Source organism: Devosia sp. (genome assembly GCF_028290625.1).
Classification (GTDB): Bacteria; Pseudomonadota; Alphaproteobacteria; order Rhizobiales; family Devosiaceae; genus Devosia.
Map to the genome: position 1 here is coordinate 1 of NZ_JAQGJM010000004.1, position 15915 is coordinate 15915.

Sequence of the window (15915 nt, forward strand, 5' to 3'; positions counted from 1 at the left end):
AACGGCCGTGGGGAGTTTGGTGGGAGGGGAATGCGGTCGCGCGATCCCTGGGCCAGCGCGACGTTCGTCTCCTGAAACAATGGAGGCCACGTTCGGGCGGCCAGAAACCCCATCGCATGCGGCGAGACGCCGTCTCGCTTACTAAAAATTACCATGAGGCACGTCTCGCCGCATGCCGCAGTCTTTCAACCGCAGGGCTTCCGTCCGGGCGGCACTCACCCATGCTCAACGTCGCATTGACGACTAACATGTTAGTTGCTAGGGCAGTGCAACCTTGGGAGCCCAGCATGGCCGCACTCGATAAAATCCTCACTGTCGATGAAATGAAAACGGCTGCTCGCCGGCGCGTGCCCAAGATGTTCTTCGAGTATGCCGATAGCGGCAGCTATACCGAAGGCACGTATCGCGACAACGAGAGCGATTTTGCCAAGATCAAGCTGAAGCAGAAGGTGGCGGTCAATCTCGAGGGGCGCAACCTCAGGACCACGATGCTGGGCAAGGAAATCACCATGCCTGTGGCCATCGCGCCCGCCGCGACCGGCGGCATGCAGGTGGCCGATGGCGAGATCAAGGCCGCCAAGGCGGCGGAGAAATACGGCATTCCCTTCGCGCTTTCGACCATGAGCGTCTGTTCGATCGAAGACATCGCGGAAAACACCACGGCCCCGTTCTGGTTCCAGCTCTATGTGATGCGCGACCGCGGCTTCATCGAGCGCATGATCGACCGCGCCAAGGCGGCTAATTGCTCGGCGCTGGTGCTGACCATGGATTTGCAGATCCTGGGCCAGCGCCACAAGGATATCCACAACGGGCTCTCCACCCCGCCCAAATTCAATGCCTATTCCATCTGGCAGATGATGCAGCATCCGGCGTGGTGCATGCGCATGCTGGGCACCAAGCGGCACACTTTCCGCAATATCGTCGGCCATGTGAGCGGCGATCACGATCTGGCGTCGCTGTCGGCCTGGACCGCCAGCCAGTTCGACCCCACGCTCAACTGGGGCGACATCGCCTGGGTCAAAAAGCGCTTTGGCGGCCCGGTCATCGTCAAGGGCGTGCTCGATCCGGATGACGCGCTGGCTGCGGTGAACAATGGCGCGGACGCGGTGATCGTCTCCAATCATGGCGGCCGCCAGCTTGACGGCGCCCCCTCGACCATCCGCGTGCTCCCCGAGATCATCGATGCCATCGGCAACAAGACCGAAGTCTATCTCGATAGCGGCATTCGCTCGGGCCAGGACGTTCTGAAGGCTCTGGCCTATGGCGCCAAAGGCACCTTTATCGGTCGGCCCATGCTCTATGGCCTGGGCGCCGGCGGCGAAGCCGGTGTCACCCGCGTGCTCGACATCATCCGCAAGGAGCTCGACACCACCATGGCCCTGTGCGGCGAGCGCGACATCCTCAATGTCGGGCTGCATAATATTTATTCGAACGATATTCCGAAGCGGAATAGTCCACTGGGGACGCAGGGGTAGAGCTTCTTCACCTCTCCCTCTGGGGGAGAGGTCGGCGGAAGGCCGGGTGAGGGGGCCTTCCCTCACACCGCACCAGGAAAAGGCCCCCTCACCCGGCTCGCAAGAGCGACCCGACCTCTCCCCCAAAGGGAGAGGTGAGAAAGACCTTATCCCCGGTACGCCGGTCCTGCCGTAACATCGCCTTCGGTCATCTGGCGGTACACGGCTTGGGAAACAGTTTTCATCTGCGCTTCGGGCAGCGTGCCCACCACCGTGCAGGTGATGCGCGCATTGGACCAGTAAAACGCTTCGGCGCCGCCCGCATTGGCGAATTGATACGCCGGGGCGCGATCAGGCAGGGCGGCGGTCACATAGACGGTGACCCGGTCCTTGGCGCCATTTTCATACATCAATTGCGCGGCGCGGCCGCCCGCATTGGGTTCGCCGGGCAGCAGGCGGCCGCCCACAAGGGTAAAGCCTTCGGACGTCAAATCCGGTGTGTCGAGCGGGGTAGCCAGCCGGTTGGACAGCCAGGTCACCAGATGGTCCTGGTCGGTCGCGGGCACTTCGACGGCGTGGCGGTTTTCGGCCACGAACACCATGTGGGCGTTGACCGCGTCGGCGATCAGGCTGGCGCTGGCGGGGGGTGCGCCATTCAGCAATGGCCGGGCGAACCAGCCGCCGCCCAGCCCCAGGCCCACCAGCACGACCGCAGCCGCCGCCCAGCGCCAGGAGCGCATGCGGCGCGACCCGCTTGCAGCGGCGATCCGATGCGCGCGCAGGCGCGCCGGAACCGGCTCGGAGCCGGCGGGGGCGAACAGCGCGCGGAGGGCGTTGGACTGGCGCTGCCAGAGCAGGACTTCGGCGGCGGCTTCAGGATTGACCGCCAGATGGGCCTCGACCGCCGGACGGTCGGCCGCGTCGAGCTGGCCATCGGCATAAGCCATCAGCATGTCGCGGGATACGGCGCTCATTTGACCGTCCTCAAATGCGGCTCGGCTGTGTTGCCGGTGGCCACGCGCAGGGCAGCGCGGGCACGGCCCAGCCGGGACATCAGCGTGCCCTGGGGAATGCCGAGAATGGTCGCGGCCTCGGTGTACGAGAGGCCTTCGAGGGCGATCAAGAGCAATGCTTCCTTCTGGTCGAGTGGTAGCGTTTCGATGGCGCGGGCCATTTCAGCCAGCGCGATATGGCCCGGCTGCGGCGCCGGGGTGGAGGGCTCGGGGATGGTGTCGATATCCACCGTCTGCCCCCGTCTGTGGGAGGAACGAAGGCTGTTGCGATAAAGGTTCAGCAAAATGGTGAAGAGCCAGGCGCGCACCGGACCCGTGGGGCGGAACAGCGCGCGCCGTGAAATAGCGCGTTCGAGGCAATCCTGCACGAGATCATCGGCCAGATCGATATTGCGTGTCAGCGCCCGCGCATAACGCCGCAGCGCCGGCACGCAGGTTTCGACCTGGTCGAGAAAATCTGTCAAGGAAGCCTGCCTAGTCGATCATTCCACCGCAGTATGCCAGACGCCGCCGACGCCGTCGCCGGTCGTATCGCCAGCCTTGGTGTCCTTGAACCACAGATACAGCGGCATGCCCTTAAAGGCCCACATCTTGGTGCCGTCGGTGCGGTCGACGATAGTGAAATCGCCCTCAGCCTTAGCCGAGGCATCGGCCATTGCCGGTGGCCACTTGGTGGCGCAATCGTCGTAGCAATTGGAGACGCCGGCAGTGTCCTTGTCGAAGGTGTAGAGGGTCATGCCGTTGGCATCGGTCAGCACTTCCTTGCCGCCGATTTCGGACGTCTTGACGGCGCCGCCGGCATAATCTTCAGCGAAGGCGGGAGCGGAGATCAGTGCCAGCGCAGCAGCGCCAGCCAGAAGCATACGGATATTCATGGATTTTTCCTCCGTGATCAGGGGCCGTCATGGCCGCCTGCACGAGGTCAACACCAGCGGGAAAGATTTAATCCCCAGTTCGCAGAAATAATTCAAACTTGTCTGCCCACGTGTTGGGCGCAAGCTCACTTGGCTGGTGACAGTGTGGGCAAAAATGCTATGTGGCTGGCCATATATCAGAGGGGTCGCAATGTTTGTCGTTGGTGGGGAAAGCCTGATCGATTTGAAGGCCGAAGTCGAATTGGCCGATGGCGCGCTGATCAACCGCGATGGTGCCGGCCAGATCGTGATGACGGCGCATCCGGGCGGCTCGCCCTACAATTGCGCCATCGCGCTGGCCAAGCTGGGCAATGATACCGGCTTCCTCTGCCCGATCTCGGCCGATGCGTTTGGCGACTACCTGCTGGGGCCGCTCGACGCCGCCGGGGTCACGACGCTGCTGCCCGAGCGAGTACGCGAATATACCACCCTCGCGGTGGTGAATTTCGATGACAACCACAATGCGCGCTACGGGTTCTATCGACAGGCCGATGGAGTGATCGACGCGGCCAAGGCCATCGCGGCGCTCCCGGTCGACCTCAATCTCTATCAAATCGGCGGCTTCTGCCCGATGAAAGCAGATGAGGCGGCGGTTTGGCTGCAGATCGTACAGGCGGCGATTGCCAAGGGCGCGACCATTTCGATCGATCCCAATGTGCGCCCCAGCCTGGTGGATGATTTCGAAGGCTACAAGCAACGCCTGTCCGTCTTTCTCGACCTAGCTCATGTGGTCAAGGTGTCCGTGGAAGACCTGGCCGAACTGGACGCGGGCAAGAGTATCGAGCAGCACGCAAGCGATTTGCTGGCGCGGCCTAATTGCCAGCTCGTTGTCGTGACGCTGGGCGAGAAGGGTTCGCGCGCTTTCACCGCGGCGGGCAAGGCGCAAGCCGATATCTATGCCCCACCGGTGTTTGGCGACACGGTGGGCGCTGGCGACAGCCTGATGGCCGGCGTGTTGTCGTGGCTGCATGAGCGGCATCTGCTCAAGCCCGGCAAGCTGGATGGCCTGGGACATGGCGCGCTGGCCGACATGCTGCGATTCGGCGCGGTGGTGGCCGGGCTCAATTGCGGCGAGAAGGGCTGCAAGCCGCCGACCCGGGCCCAGGTCGATGCGGTGCTCAACGCCTGATCGGATTTTAGTCCCTGCCTTGGCGCTAACATTGTCGTCAATTGCCCAACAGTGTCGGCTCTGTTCTGTATGGCGCCGGCAAATCGGGGAATGATATGCGGCGTTGGGTCTGGGTCTTGGGTGTGCTCGTCGTGGTCGGGCTGGGCGCGGCGGTCTATCTGCTCAAGCCGGTCGAAGGGCCGGCACGGGACCTGACGCTGGTCGGTGATGTCACCCGCGGTAATTACCTGATCCGCGTGGGCGGCTGCGTCGCCTGCCACACCGATACCAAGGCCGGGCGGGCATTCCTTTCGGGTGGGGCGGGCCTGACGACCGCCTTTGGAACGTTCGTGCCGCCCAATATCACCTCGGACCCCAATGCCGGCATCGGCAAGTGGACGCTGGCGATGTTTTCCGATGCGCTCAGCAATGGCATGGGGCCGCAGGGGCATCTCTATCCGGCATTCCCCTACGAGAATTATACGCAGATGAGCGATCAGGAGATCGCCGATCTCTATGCTGCGCTGATGGCGAGCGCGCCGATAGCAGAGCCCGCGGCACCCAGCCAGGTGCCGTTCCCGTTCAATATTCGCCTCGCTTTGGCCGGTTGGCAGAACCTGTTCTTCACGCCGGCGCGGTTCATGCCCGACGCGGGGCAATCGGCGCAATTCAATCGCGGCAAATATCTGGCCTTCGGCCCCGCCCATTGCGTGGCCTGCCACACGCCGCGCAACGCCCTGGGCGCGCTGGACTGGAACGCGGCCCTCACCGGTTCCCCCGGCGGCACTGGCGGCAAAGCGCCGGCCATCACCGCCGCCGCATTGACCGCGGATCAGTACGACGTCCCGACGCTGGTGCAGACGCTGAAAGATGGGTTTACGCCCGGCTTCGACGTGCTGGGCGGCGAAATGGCCCATGTCATCGCCGACTCGACGTCGCAATGGACCGACGAGGATTTGACTGCGCTGGCGACATATCTGTTGGCGGAGAAGAACTAGGCCCCGGCACGAATGGCCAGAGCCTCCTCGAGCGTCATCGTGGTGTGATGCTCCCAGTTCTTGTCGTCGGTTTCGGGAAAATCGGTACGGAAATGGCCGCCGCGACTTTCGGTGCGCTTGAGGGCTGCGGCGGCGACCAGCGTGGCCGAGGTGGTCATGTTGAGGTAGGCGCTGGTGACGTGCTCGGCGCTGGCTTCCAGCGCTGCGATCTGGCGAAGCGCCTGCTTGAGCCCGGCGGCGTCGCGCTCGACGCCTACGAGGTCGGTCATGATGTGGCGCAGGTTCTGCACCGCAGGCAGGTCGCGTAGCACCTGTTCGGCCTTTTCGCCCTCGGCCTCGTTCCATTCGATGCCCTTGAACGGTGCCAGATTGCGCACCGGCTCCAGCCCACCAATGTCCTCGGCGATGCGGGCGCCATAGACGGTGGCCTCGAGCAGTGAGTTGGAGGCCAATCGATTGGCGCCGTGCAGGCCGGTGCAGCTAGCTTCGCCGCAGACCCAGAGGCCCGGCAGAGATGAGCGTCCACGCTCGTCGACCTTGACGCCACCCATGTGGAAATGGGCGGCAGGTGTCACCGGGATCATGCCGGCAACGGGGTCGATGCCGGCATCGAGGCAGTATTTTGCCACGGTAGGGAAGCGGGTGAGGATGGCCTCGCCCAGCACTTTTCGCGTATCCAGAAACACCTTATGCCCGGCCTGGATCTGGCGGAAATTGGCGCGCGCAACCACATCGCGAGGTGCCAGTTCGGCGTCCGGGTGGATGGCGGGCATGAAGCGCTCGCCGAGATCGTTGACCAGGATTGCGCCTTCGCCGCGAAGCGCCTCGGTGGCCAGGGGAGCCGGATCGGCGCCGGTGGCAATGGCGGTGGGGTGGAATTGCACAAATTCGGCGTCGGCAATCAGCGCGCCCGCGCGCGCCGCCATGCCCATGGCGTGGCCGCGCACGCCCGGCGGATTGGTGGTGACGGCGTAAAGCCCGCCTAGGCCACCAGCGGCGAGAACTGTCGCACGGGCGCGGATAAACACCGGCTCGGAATAGCGATCGCCTAGCTTGCGGCAGAAGACGCCGACGATGCGGCCGTTGTCACGCGCGAGGCTCAGGGCGGTGATCCCTTCGACAACGCGGATCGAGGGGGTGCGGCGCACCTCCGCGATGATGGCCTGCATGATGGCCCAGCCGGCGCGGTCGCCCTCGACCTTGACGATGCGGTTGGCTGAATGGGCCGCCTCGCGACCAAGCTCGTAGTGACCGAAATCGTCGCGGTCGAACGGCGTGCCCCATCGGGACAGGTCTTCGATACGGGCGGCGGCTTCGGCGGTCACCGATTCGGCAATGCCGTGATCGACAATGCCGGCACCGGCCATTTCGGTATCGAGCGCATGGGCATGGCTACTGTCGCCTTCGCCCACGGCCGCAGCGACGCCACCCTGCGCCCAGGCCGATGAGGCGCCGAAGCCGAGGGGTTTGGGCGACAGCACGGTCACCGGGCGCGGCGCCAGCTTGAGCGCGCAGAACAGGCCCGCAAGGCCTGCGCCCACGATCAGGGCGCCGTCGGCGTTCAGGGTGTTGTCGAAAGTGGGCATGGCCGGCTCCAATCACCTACGGGATTTAACTTACGTCCTTTGCCGAGTACATTAGGGCTGTGCGACGCAACAAGGGCCGATAGACAGTGGCGAACGAGGATACGGATGACCCAGGCCATCCGTTGTACTGGCAAAAATTCCTGACCGAGGCCGAGTCGCGCTATCAGGCCGAACCGGTCGATCCGCCCTCGATCGATACCTTGCGCCAGCTCTATACCAGCGTGCTGGCCAATTATGGCTATGCGTGTGCCATGACGGGCGCGCAATTCGCGCCGCCGCCCGACTTCATGCACGACGAATTGCAGCTTGCCGCGATCCAGCCGCTGACATCTGGCGGCATGCTGCATGTCAGCAATTTCCTGTGCCTGGAAACGGCGGCGGCCGATGCCTTCCGCCAGGGCCATGTCAGCGTCGGCAAATCCTATGGGCTGATTGTCGATCTGAGCCGTATCGATCCCGAACTGCTCGAACGGATCAATCCGCTTGGGCGCCTGCGCCTGCCCGAGTCCGAGATTGCGCGGCCGGACGACGCGGCTTTGGCCTTCCATCGCCACAACGTCTTCCTCGGCGCCTAGTCGCCCTTCCGGCTCATTTCTATCATGCGTTCGACGGCGAGACGCGCCGGGGCGATGATGGCTGGATCGACCGTGACTTCCTCGGTCATGGTGTGCAGCGACCAGAGGATGTTTTCGAGGTTGATGCGCTTCATGTGCGGGCAGATGTTGCAGCCGCGCAGGAAATCGACGCCAGTGGTTTCGGATGCGACATTGTCGGACATCGAGCATTCGGTGACCATGACCACACGGGCCGGCCTTTCGGTCTTGACCCAGTCGATCATGGCGGCGGTCGAGCCGGAAAAATCCACCGCATCGATCACCTCGGGCGGGCATTCGGGATGGGCGATGATCTTGGCCGTCGGATAGGCATGTCGCAGCTCGGAAATGTCTTCGGCGGTGAAGGTTTCGTGCACCTCGCAGGAGCCCGCCCAGGTGATGATCTTCTTGTGGGTTTTCTTGGCAGTGTTCTGCGCCAGGAACTGGTCGGGGATCATGATGACCGTGTCGCCATCGACGCGGTTGACGATATCGGCGGCGTTGGAGGAGGTGCAGCACACGTCGGTCACGGCTTTGACGGCGGCCGAGGTGTTGACATAGGTCACCACCGGCACGCCCGGATACATGGCCTTCATCGCCAACACGTCCTCGACGGTGATCGAGGAGGCCAGCGAGCAGCCGGCGCGGCTATCGGGGATCAGCACGGTTTTTTGCGGGTTCAGCAGCTTGCTGGTTTCGGCCATGAAGTGCACGCCGCACTGCACGATCACCGATTGCTTGACCTTGGTGGCCTCGATAGCGAGCTGCAGGCTGTCGCCGACGATATCGGCAACGCCGTGATAAATCTGCGGCGTCTGGTAGTTGTGCGCCAGGATGACCGCGTCTTTTTCCTTCTTGAGTTGGTTGATCGCAAAGATCAGCGGCGCATAAAAGCTCCACTCGATCTGCGGGATCTTGTCCTTGACCCGCTCGTAGACACTCTCGGTGGCGCGCTCGATCGCCTTGGAGAAATGCAGATCGTAGCTCTCGCCCAGGATGGCGCGGGCATCGTCCAGCGGCGTGAGGGCATTGATCGTCTGAACCATCGTTGGACCTCTGGCGAGCCAAGTGCGCGGGCGGAACCTAGGTATTTTCGCATCGCATTTCAATGAAGAGGGTTGCGAGAATTTTTCCGAGCCCCTAACCGTTCGTGCACAACAGTCCTGACGCGGGAGTCCAAAATGCCCCAAGATGCCGAAGCGATCCGTTCCATCCTGTCGCTGGCCCCGGTCATCCCAGTGATCATCCTGGACGATGTGAGCCAGGCGCGGCCCTTGGCCGAAGCGCTGGTGGCGGGCGGGCTGCCGATCCTCGAAGTAACGCTGCGCACCCCCAATGCGCTCAAGGTCATGGAAGAAATGGCCAAGGTCACCGGCGCCATCGTGGGTTCGGGCACGGTTCGGAACGCCACCCATATGCAGCAATCGGTCGATGCCGGTTGCCGCTTCATGGTGTCGCCAGGCATTTCGCCGCGCATTCTGGATGCAGCCGACGAAATCGGCATTCCGCTGCTGCCGGGTATCGGCACGCCCACCGAGGCGATGACGGCCAGCGAGCGCGGCTATTCGTTCCTCAAGTTTTTCCCGGCCGAAGCGCTCGGCGGCGCGCCGGTGCTCAAGGCCTTCGCCTCGCCACTGTCCGATATCAAGTTCTGCCCCACCGGCGGGCTCGATCCGGTCAAGGCCAAGACCTACCTGGCGCTGCCCAACGTGATCTGTGTCGGGGGCTCCTGGATGATGCCGGCCGATGCACTGGCGTCGGGCGATTGGGCGCGCATCGAGGCGCTGGCGCGCGAGGCGTCGGCGCTGCGCGGCTAGTGCCATGGCGGGCGTTCCCGACAGCGGGCTGACGCATCTGCGGGTTACTCTGACTGAGACGGCTTATCTCGGGCCGGGACGCGCCGATCTGCTGGAGCAGATCGGCAAGACCGGCTCGATTTCGGCGGCCGGCAAAGCGATGGGCATGAGCTACAAGCGCGCCTGGGGGCTGGTGCAGGCGCTCAACGAGGGCTTTGGCATGGTGCTGGTGGAGACCAGCCGCGGCGGCGCCGGGCAGGGCGGGGCGCTGTTGACCGAGGCGGGGCAATTGGTGCTGACTCACTACCGCTCCATGCAGGAGCGGACGCGCAGTGCGATTGCCGACGATGTGAGCGCGTTGCGGAGGCTCATCGATATGTCCGGGCAGAAATAACGCTTGCGGGCCGCTCTGGCGTTTGCCAGAACCGATAGGGTTCTTCAAACATATCGGGATCGAAGATGCACAAGATTTTAGCCGGCGTCCTGTTGTTGGGCGTGTCGTTCGTGCCGCAGGCTTATGCGGAGACGGCCAGTGTCGCAGTGGCGGCCAACTTTACCGCGGTGGCCGAGCAGTTGGCGGCGGCCTTCAAGACGGCAACCGGCGATGAGGTCACGCTGAGCTTTGGCGCGACCGGGGCGCTCTATACCCAGATTACCCAGGGCGCGCCGTTCGATATTCTGCTGTCAGCTGACGACATCCGTCCCGCCAAGGCCGTGGCCAATGGGCTCGGTGTCGATGGTTCGGTCTTCACCTATGCGATCGGCTCGCTCGCGCTCTATAGCACTTCGATCGACGTGACCGATGGCGAAGCCGTGCTCAAGGCCGATGCGTTCCAGAAAATCGCAATCGCCGATCCCAAGACCGCACCCTATGGCCAGGCCGCGATCGAGTCGCTGACCAAGCTGGGCCTGCTCGATGCGGTCACACCCAAATTCGTGACCGGCGAAAACATCACGCAGACGCTGCAATTCGTCGATAGCGGCAATGCCGAACTCGGTTTCGTCGCGGCCAGCCAGGTGATCGGCAAGGAGCATGTGTGGATCGTGCCGGCCGAACTGCATGAGCCGATCAAGCAGGATGCGGTATTGCTTAAAACCGGCGCCGAGAACAAGGCGGCCACCGGCTTCCTCGATTTCCTCAAGAGCGATGCGGCCGTCGCCGTGATAGAAGCCTCGGGTTACACCGTAAAATAGCGAGCCTTCCGGATGAGCGTAGGAGAACTCTGGCCACCGATCAGCCTGACGCTGATGCTGGCTGGGATCAATACGCTCATCCTGCTGCTCGTCGGCACGCCCATCGCCTGGTGGCTGGCACGCAGCAAATGGGCCGGCCGCGAACTGGTGGGCGCCGTCGTGGCCTTGCCGCTGGTGCTGCCGCCCACGGTGCTCGGATTTTACCTGCTGCTGGCGCTTGGCCCCTATGGGCCGGGCGGCTGGATTGCGGGGCTCTGGGGCGGGCGGACGCTGGCCTTCTCGTTTTCGGGCCTGGTTATCGGCTCGGTGTTTTATTCCATGCCCTTCATGGTGCAGCCGTTGCGCAATGCCTTCGTGGCCATCGGCGATGAGCCATTGGAGGCGGCGTCGTGCCTGGGCGCCAGCAACTGGCAACGGTTTTTTCGGGTTGCAGTGCCATTGGCGCGGCCGGGATATATCACCGGGGCGGTGATGACGTTTGCCCACACGGTGGGCGAATTCGGCGTGGTGCTGATGATCGGCGGCAACATTCCCGGCCAGACCAAGGTGCTTTCGATCTCGATCTACGACTATGTCGAGCGGTTGCAATGGGGCACTGCGCATGTGCTGGCGCTGGGCATGGTGGTGTTCGCCTTCGTGGTCATCGCGGTGACGATGATAATTGACCGGAGGGCAACGCTGCCTCTGCCTTAACCGCCCGCCAGCTTGTCCACCATTGCCTTGGTTATCGTCTGCGTCGTCGAAAAATACCCCTTCCACGGATCGGGCTTCTTGGCGCGCTCGGCGGCGGCAGCGAGGGTGAACTGATTTGCGGCCTTGATGGTGGGCAGTTCATCCCAACTCACCGGCACTGCAGCCGGCGCACCCTGGCGTGAGCGGCTGGACCAGGGGGCGATGGCGGTGGAGCCGCGCTCATTGCGCAGGTAATCGATAAACATGCGCCCCTTGCGCTTGGCCTTGCTCATAGTGGCGACGAAACGATCGGGCTCCCGTTCCTCCAGCAGCTTGGCGATGCCCTTGCAGAAGGCCTTGATGTCGGGCCATTCCAGCTTGGGCACCAGAGGCGCGATGACGTGCACGCCCTTGCCGCCGCTGACCAGCGGGTAGGTTTGCAGGTCGAACTCTTCGAGCAGCTTGGCGATGTCGCGGGCGGCGTCTCGCACATGCTCGAAGCCGAGGCCTTCGTCCGGATCGATATCGAAGATGATGCGCTCGGGCTTTTCAATGTCCTTGGTGCGCGATCCCCACAGGTGCCATTCCAGCACATTCATCTGCGTGCCGCCCAGCAGGCCCGCGAGGTTGTCGATATAGAAATAGTCTTCCTTCTGGCCGTCCTTTTCCTCGATCATGATGGACTTCATCACGTCCGGAAAACCGCCGGTATCGTGCTTCTGGAAGAAGCAATACTTGGTGCGGCCCTGCGGACACCGCAGCAGGCTGAGCGGGCGGTTTTCGATATAGGGCAGCATAACATCGGCGACGGCGGCGTAATAGGCGGCGAGGTCGCCCTTGGTGACGCCCTGGCCGGGATAGATGATGCGATCGGGGCTGGTGAAGTGGATGCCGGCAGCTTCGGCGGCCAAAATGCCGGCCTGGCTGTGCAATGCCGGGCTGGCGTTGTCGGTTGGGGCAGGTGTTTCCAAGGCGATTTCCCCGGCCGGTTTGTCCTCGCGCAGAGCGAGGAAGGAGGGATGGCGCAACACCCCGTCGGGGGTGAACTCGGTATAGCCGATTTCGGCGACCAGTTCGGGCGCCACCCAATGGGCGTTGCGGGCGATCAGCTTGGGGACTTCGGCAAAGGGGCTGGTCTTGCGGGCACGAGCATCGAGTTTTTCCTGCAGGGCTTCGGCGCTCTCGACGGTGAACCCGGTGCCGACGCGGCCGCGATAGACTAATTTGCCGTCTTCCAACGTGCCGATCAGCAGGGACGCGAAGGTCTTCTTTTTCTCCGACGGCGACCAGCCGGCGATGACGAATTCCTGCCGCTTGGCGCATTTGATCTTGAGCCAGCTTTTGGTGCGTTCGCCCCGGTAGGGCGCGCTGGCCTGCTTGGCGATGATGCCTTCATGCCCCTCGGCGCAGATGGCGTCGAACACCTTCTGGCCATTGCCGGTGACGTGAGGCGAGAACTGCACCAGGGCGGATTTCTCGATCGGGCCCAGCAGCTTTTCCAGCCGCGCTTTGCGCTCGATCAGCGGCAGCTTGGTCAGGTCCTCGCCATCCTGCTCCAGCAGGTCGAAGGCGAAATAGGTCAGGGCTCCACCGTCGGAGAGATGGTCCTTGAGGGTAGAGAAATCGGTGCGGCCCTTGGCATCGAAGGCGCAGAGTTCCCCATCGATCAGCGCGCTGCCGGCGGTTAGCTTGCGCAGTGGCGCCGCGATGGCATCGAACTGTTTGGACCAGTCCTTGCCGGTGCGGGTGTAAAGCTGCACCTGCTCGCCGGCCACGGCGGCAAGGCACCGATAGCCGTCGTATTTCATCTCGAACAGCCAATCGGCGCCCTGCGGCACCTCGGTCACGAGGGTGGCGAGCTGCGGCGGGCGGAAGGCCGGCGGCGTCGCTGACTTGCCGCGCTTCTTGGGCGCCGGCTTGGCCGCCACCGGATTGTCGACCGCCTTGTCCTCGTCCGAATGCCAGACGGCCTCGGCCGGCGTGGCGGTCGCTTTCTTCGGCTTCAACCCTTTGGCGATGCCGGGCATGTCGCGGCCGGTCGACACCGACGTGGTGAACTTCGGGACCAAGGTTTCTTGGTCCTTGGAATAGTCATCGTGATGCTTGATCAGCAGCCAGTTTTCGCGTGGCGGGCCGGATTTGCGCTTGCTGTCGCGGCCCTTCATATGGACCAGCACCCAGTCGCCCTTCATGCGATGACCATGCAGCCGCATCTTGAGATCGCCATCCGCGAGGCCATCATGTGGATCGCCCTGAATCGGCTCCCAGGTGCCTTCATCCCATAGCATGACGGTGCCGCCGCCATACTCGCCCTCGGGAATGGTGCCCTCGAACGTGCCATAGTCTAGCGGATGGTCCTCGACGCGGACGGCGAGGCGCTTATCGGCCGGATTGTCGGACGGCCCCCTGGTTACGGCCCAACTCTTGAGCACGCCATCGAGTTCGATGCGGAAGTCGTAATGCAGCCGCGTGGCGTCGTGCTTCTGCACCACGAAGGTCAGTTGGTCCTTGCGATCGACGGCACTGTCCCCCGACGGCTCCTGCGTCTTGGCGAAGTCGCGCTTGGCCTTGTATTCCTTGAGCAAGGTCTCGGCTTTGCTGGCCATCGCTCAACTCGCCTTCTTGCGCGGCGCTGCCTTGGCCGCCTGCTTCGCCGACCCACTCTCGAGGCTCGATTTCAGCGCTGCCATCAGGTCCACCACGTTGGAGCCGGTGGGTTTGTGCTCGGGCGGTTCCTCCTTGGTGGAAATCTTGCGGCCCTTGGCCTTGAGCTTGCGGGCGATCAGCTCGCGCAGCGCGGCCTGGTAATGGTCCTTGAACACGCCTGCATCGAACTTGGCGGTCTTCTTGTCGATCAGCGCGGTGGCGACTTCGAGCAGGTCCGGGTCGGCCTCCTTGGCGGAAATCTCAGAGAAGAACGGATCGGATTTGCGGATTTCGGCTTCGTAATGGAGCGTTTCCATCAACAGCCCAGTGCCGGTCGGCTTGATGGCGACGAGATATTCCTTGCCGCGCAGCGCCAGTTGTCCCAGCCCCACTTTCTGGCTCTGCCGCAGCGCATCGCGGATAACGCGAAAAGCGTCTTCGGCCAGCTCGTCGGAAGGGACGACGAAATAGGGTTTGTCGTAGTAGATCGGATCGATCTCGCCCGCGGTCACGAACTGGGTCAGTTCCAGCGTCTTGCGGGTCTCCAGCTTTACCGCGTCGATCTCGTCGTCGGTCAGCAGCACGTAGTCGCCCTTTTCGTATTCGAACCCCTTCATGATCTCGTCCTTGTCGACGGGACCGACGCCCGCAACCACCTTTTCGTAGTTGATGGGCTTGCCGGTGGGCTCGTGAATTTGCCGGAACGCAGGCTTGGCGTTGGGTTTGGTCGCCGAATACAGCTCGACCCCGATGGAGACGAGCGAGAGGCGGAGCTGACCTTTCCAGATCGGGCGTGATGCTGGCATTGCGGGCTCGCAAGTTGGTTTGGACCACGGTTTCAACGGTTGCGCCGCGCGCTTGGTTGCGCTGTGGGATTCGATTGCGCGGGCACAACACCAACCGTAAAGTCGCGGCGCGAGGCGCGGTTGGGAGAATCGATATGGAATTTATGGACGGAATTCGGCTCGACGGGCTGAGCATTACGCTGATCGGACTGGGCATTCTGGCGCTGCTGGTGCTGTTCGCCGGCGCCAAGACCATCCCGCAGGGCTATAATTACACTGTGGAGCGGTTCGGCAAATATACCCGCACGCTCAAGCCCGGCCTCAACATCATCGTGCCGTTCATCGACAATATCGGCAAGAAGATCAACGTCATGGAACAGGTGCTCGAGGTGCCTCACCAGGAGGTCATCACCCGCGACAACGCGTCGATCACCGCCAATGGGGTGACTTTTTATCAGATCCTCGATGCAGCGGCGGCGGCCTACGAGGTCTCGGGGCTGGAAAACGCCATCCTCAACCTGACCATGACCAACATCCGTACCGTGATGGGCTCGATGGACATGGACGAGCTCCTGTCCAACCGCGACGAGATCAACCATCGCCTGCTCAAGGTGGTGGACGCGGCGGTGTCGCCCTGGGGCGTCAAGATCACCCGCATTGAAATCAAGGACATTGATCCGCCCAAGGACGTGGTGGAATCGATGGGCCGGCAGATGAAGGCGGAACGCGAAAAGCGCGCTGCCATCCTCGAAGCCGAGGGCCGCCGTCAATCGGCAATTCTGCAAGCCGAAGGCGCCAAGCAGGCGCAGGTGCTGGAGGCCGAGGGCCGCAGGGAAGCGGCGTTCCGCGATGCCGAGGCGCGCGAGCGTGCCGCCGAAGCCGAGGCCAAGGCGACCACCATGGTTTCCCAGGCCATCGCCAGCGGCAGCGTGCAGGCGATCAACTATTTCGTCGCCAATAACTACATCAAGGCGCTGGAGGCGATCGCCACCTCCCCCAACCAGAAAATCCTGATGCTGCCGCTCGAGGCGTCCAGCGTCATCGGGGCGATCGGCGGCATTGCGGAAATCGCGCGCGAAACCTTTGGTGGCTCATCGCCCAGCACGCCCCGCAGTGGGCGGCCGCCATCGGTCACCCCGACCAGCCAGAGCTAGTC

The 15915-nt window shown here is 63.3% G+C and carries 16 protein-coding genes; 9 read left to right on the forward strand and 7 right to left on the reverse strand.

Annotated features, from left to right (window positions below):
* Positions 1–287: 287 nt before the first annotated feature.
* On the forward strand, positions 288–1475 hold the full coding sequence (locus tag JWR51_RS01585; protein WP_299742741.1) for an alpha-hydroxy acid oxidase: 1188 nt from the start codon (positions 288–290) through the stop codon (positions 1473–1475).
* A 146-nt stretch (positions 1476–1621) separates the two neighbouring features.
* Here the strand turns inward: JWR51_RS01585 and JWR51_RS01590 are convergent, their stop codons facing one another.
* The 3 genes from JWR51_RS01590 to JWR51_RS01600 are packed head-to-tail and all read right to left on the reverse strand — an operon-like array spanning position 1622 to position 3342.
* A complete protein-coding gene (locus JWR51_RS01590) occupies positions 1622–2428 on the reverse strand; it encodes an anti-sigma factor (protein WP_299742744.1) in 807 nt (268 codons plus the stop codon).
* Complete coding sequence (locus tag JWR51_RS01595) at positions 2425–2931, reverse strand: sigma-70 family RNA polymerase sigma factor (RefSeq protein WP_299742747.1); 507 nt, start codon at positions 2929–2931, stop codon at positions 2425–2427. Before JWR51_RS01595 ends, JWR51_RS01590 begins: the two co-directional genes overlap by 4 nt.
* 18 nt (positions 2932–2949) lie before the next feature.
* Positions 2950–3342: a hypothetical protein gene (locus JWR51_RS01600; protein WP_299742750.1), complete on the reverse strand. Its 393-nt coding sequence runs from the start codon at positions 3340–3342 to the stop codon at positions 2950–2952.
* Between the two features lie 190 nt (positions 3343–3532).
* On the opposite strand from JWR51_RS01600, the gene JWR51_RS01605 reads away from it, so the two are divergent.
* A complete protein-coding gene (locus tag JWR51_RS01605) occupies positions 3533–4510 on the forward strand; it encodes a PfkB family carbohydrate kinase (RefSeq protein ID WP_299742753.1) in 978 nt (325 codons plus the stop codon).
* Positions 4511–4605: 95 nt separating this feature from the next.
* A complete protein-coding gene (locus JWR51_RS01610) occupies positions 4606–5487 on the forward strand; it encodes a cytochrome c (RefSeq protein ID WP_299742756.1) in 882 nt (293 codons plus the stop codon).
* On the opposite strand, the gene JWR51_RS01615 is transcribed toward JWR51_RS01610, so the two are convergent.
* On the reverse strand, positions 5484–7073 hold the full coding sequence (locus tag JWR51_RS01615) for an L-aspartate oxidase (protein ID WP_299742759.1): 1590 nt from the start codon (positions 7071–7073) through the stop codon (positions 5484–5486). The two genes, JWR51_RS01610 and JWR51_RS01615, sit on opposite strands and share 4 nt — an antisense overlap.
* Positions 7074–7195: 122 nt before the next feature.
* Between JWR51_RS01615 and JWR51_RS01620 the strand changes: the two genes are divergently transcribed.
* Positions 7196–7648 carry a hypothetical protein gene (locus JWR51_RS01620; protein ID WP_299742762.1) on the forward strand — a complete coding sequence of 151 codons (453 nt, stop codon included), beginning with the start codon at positions 7196–7198 and terminating at the stop codon, positions 7646–7648.
* Here the strand turns inward: JWR51_RS01620 and nadA are convergent.
* Entirely contained in the window at positions 7645–8712 is a 1068-nt protein-coding gene (gene nadA, locus JWR51_RS01625) for a quinolinate synthase NadA (protein ID WP_299742765.1), read from the reverse strand. The two genes, JWR51_RS01620 and nadA, sit on opposite strands and share 4 nt — an antisense overlap.
* Before the next feature lie 135 nt (positions 8713–8847).
* Between nadA and eda the strand changes: the two genes are divergently transcribed.
* The 4 genes from eda (at position 8848) to modB (ending at position 11349) form a co-directional block, all read left to right on the forward strand.
* On the forward strand, positions 8848–9483 hold the full coding sequence (gene eda, locus JWR51_RS01630) for a bifunctional 4-hydroxy-2-oxoglutarate aldolase/2-dehydro-3-deoxy-phosphogluconate aldolase (protein WP_299742767.1): 636 nt from the start codon (positions 8848–8850) through the stop codon (positions 9481–9483).
* Positions 9484–9487: 4 nt separating this feature from the next.
* Positions 9488–9856: a LysR family transcriptional regulator gene (locus JWR51_RS01635; protein ID WP_299742770.1), complete on the forward strand. Its 369-nt coding sequence runs from the start codon at positions 9488–9490 to the stop codon at positions 9854–9856.
* A 65-nt stretch (positions 9857–9921) separates the two neighbouring features.
* Positions 9922–10656 (forward strand): molybdate ABC transporter substrate-binding protein, encoded by a 735-nt coding sequence (gene modA, locus JWR51_RS01640; RefSeq protein ID WP_299742773.1) that lies wholly within the window; start codon positions 9922–9924, stop codon positions 10654–10656.
* A gap of 12 nt (positions 10657–10668) precedes the next feature.
* Positions 10669–11349, forward strand: a complete 681-nt coding sequence (gene modB, locus JWR51_RS01645; RefSeq protein WP_299742776.1) for a molybdate ABC transporter permease subunit — start codon at positions 10669–10671, stop codon at positions 11347–11349.
* Here modB and ligD read toward each other — a convergent pair.
* Together ligD and JWR51_RS01655 are read right to left on the reverse strand one after the other, a co-directional pair.
* Positions 11346–13934, reverse strand: a complete 2589-nt coding sequence (gene ligD, locus JWR51_RS01650) for a DNA ligase D (protein ID WP_299742779.1) — start codon at positions 13932–13934, stop codon at positions 11346–11348. The genes modB and ligD overlap by 4 nt on opposite strands.
* Positions 13935–13937: 3 nt before the next feature.
* Positions 13938–14780 carry a Ku protein gene (locus tag JWR51_RS01655; protein ID WP_299742782.1) on the reverse strand — a complete coding sequence of 281 codons (843 nt, stop codon included), beginning with the start codon at positions 14778–14780 and terminating at the stop codon, positions 13938–13940.
* A 143-nt stretch (positions 14781–14923) separates the two neighbouring features.
* Here JWR51_RS01655 and JWR51_RS01660 point away from each other — a divergent pair, with 143 nt between their 5' ends.
* Positions 14924–15913 (forward strand): SPFH domain-containing protein, encoded by a 990-nt coding sequence (locus JWR51_RS01660; protein ID WP_299742817.1) that lies wholly within the window; start codon positions 14924–14926, stop codon positions 15911–15913.
* Positions 15914–15915 lie beyond the last annotated feature (2 nt).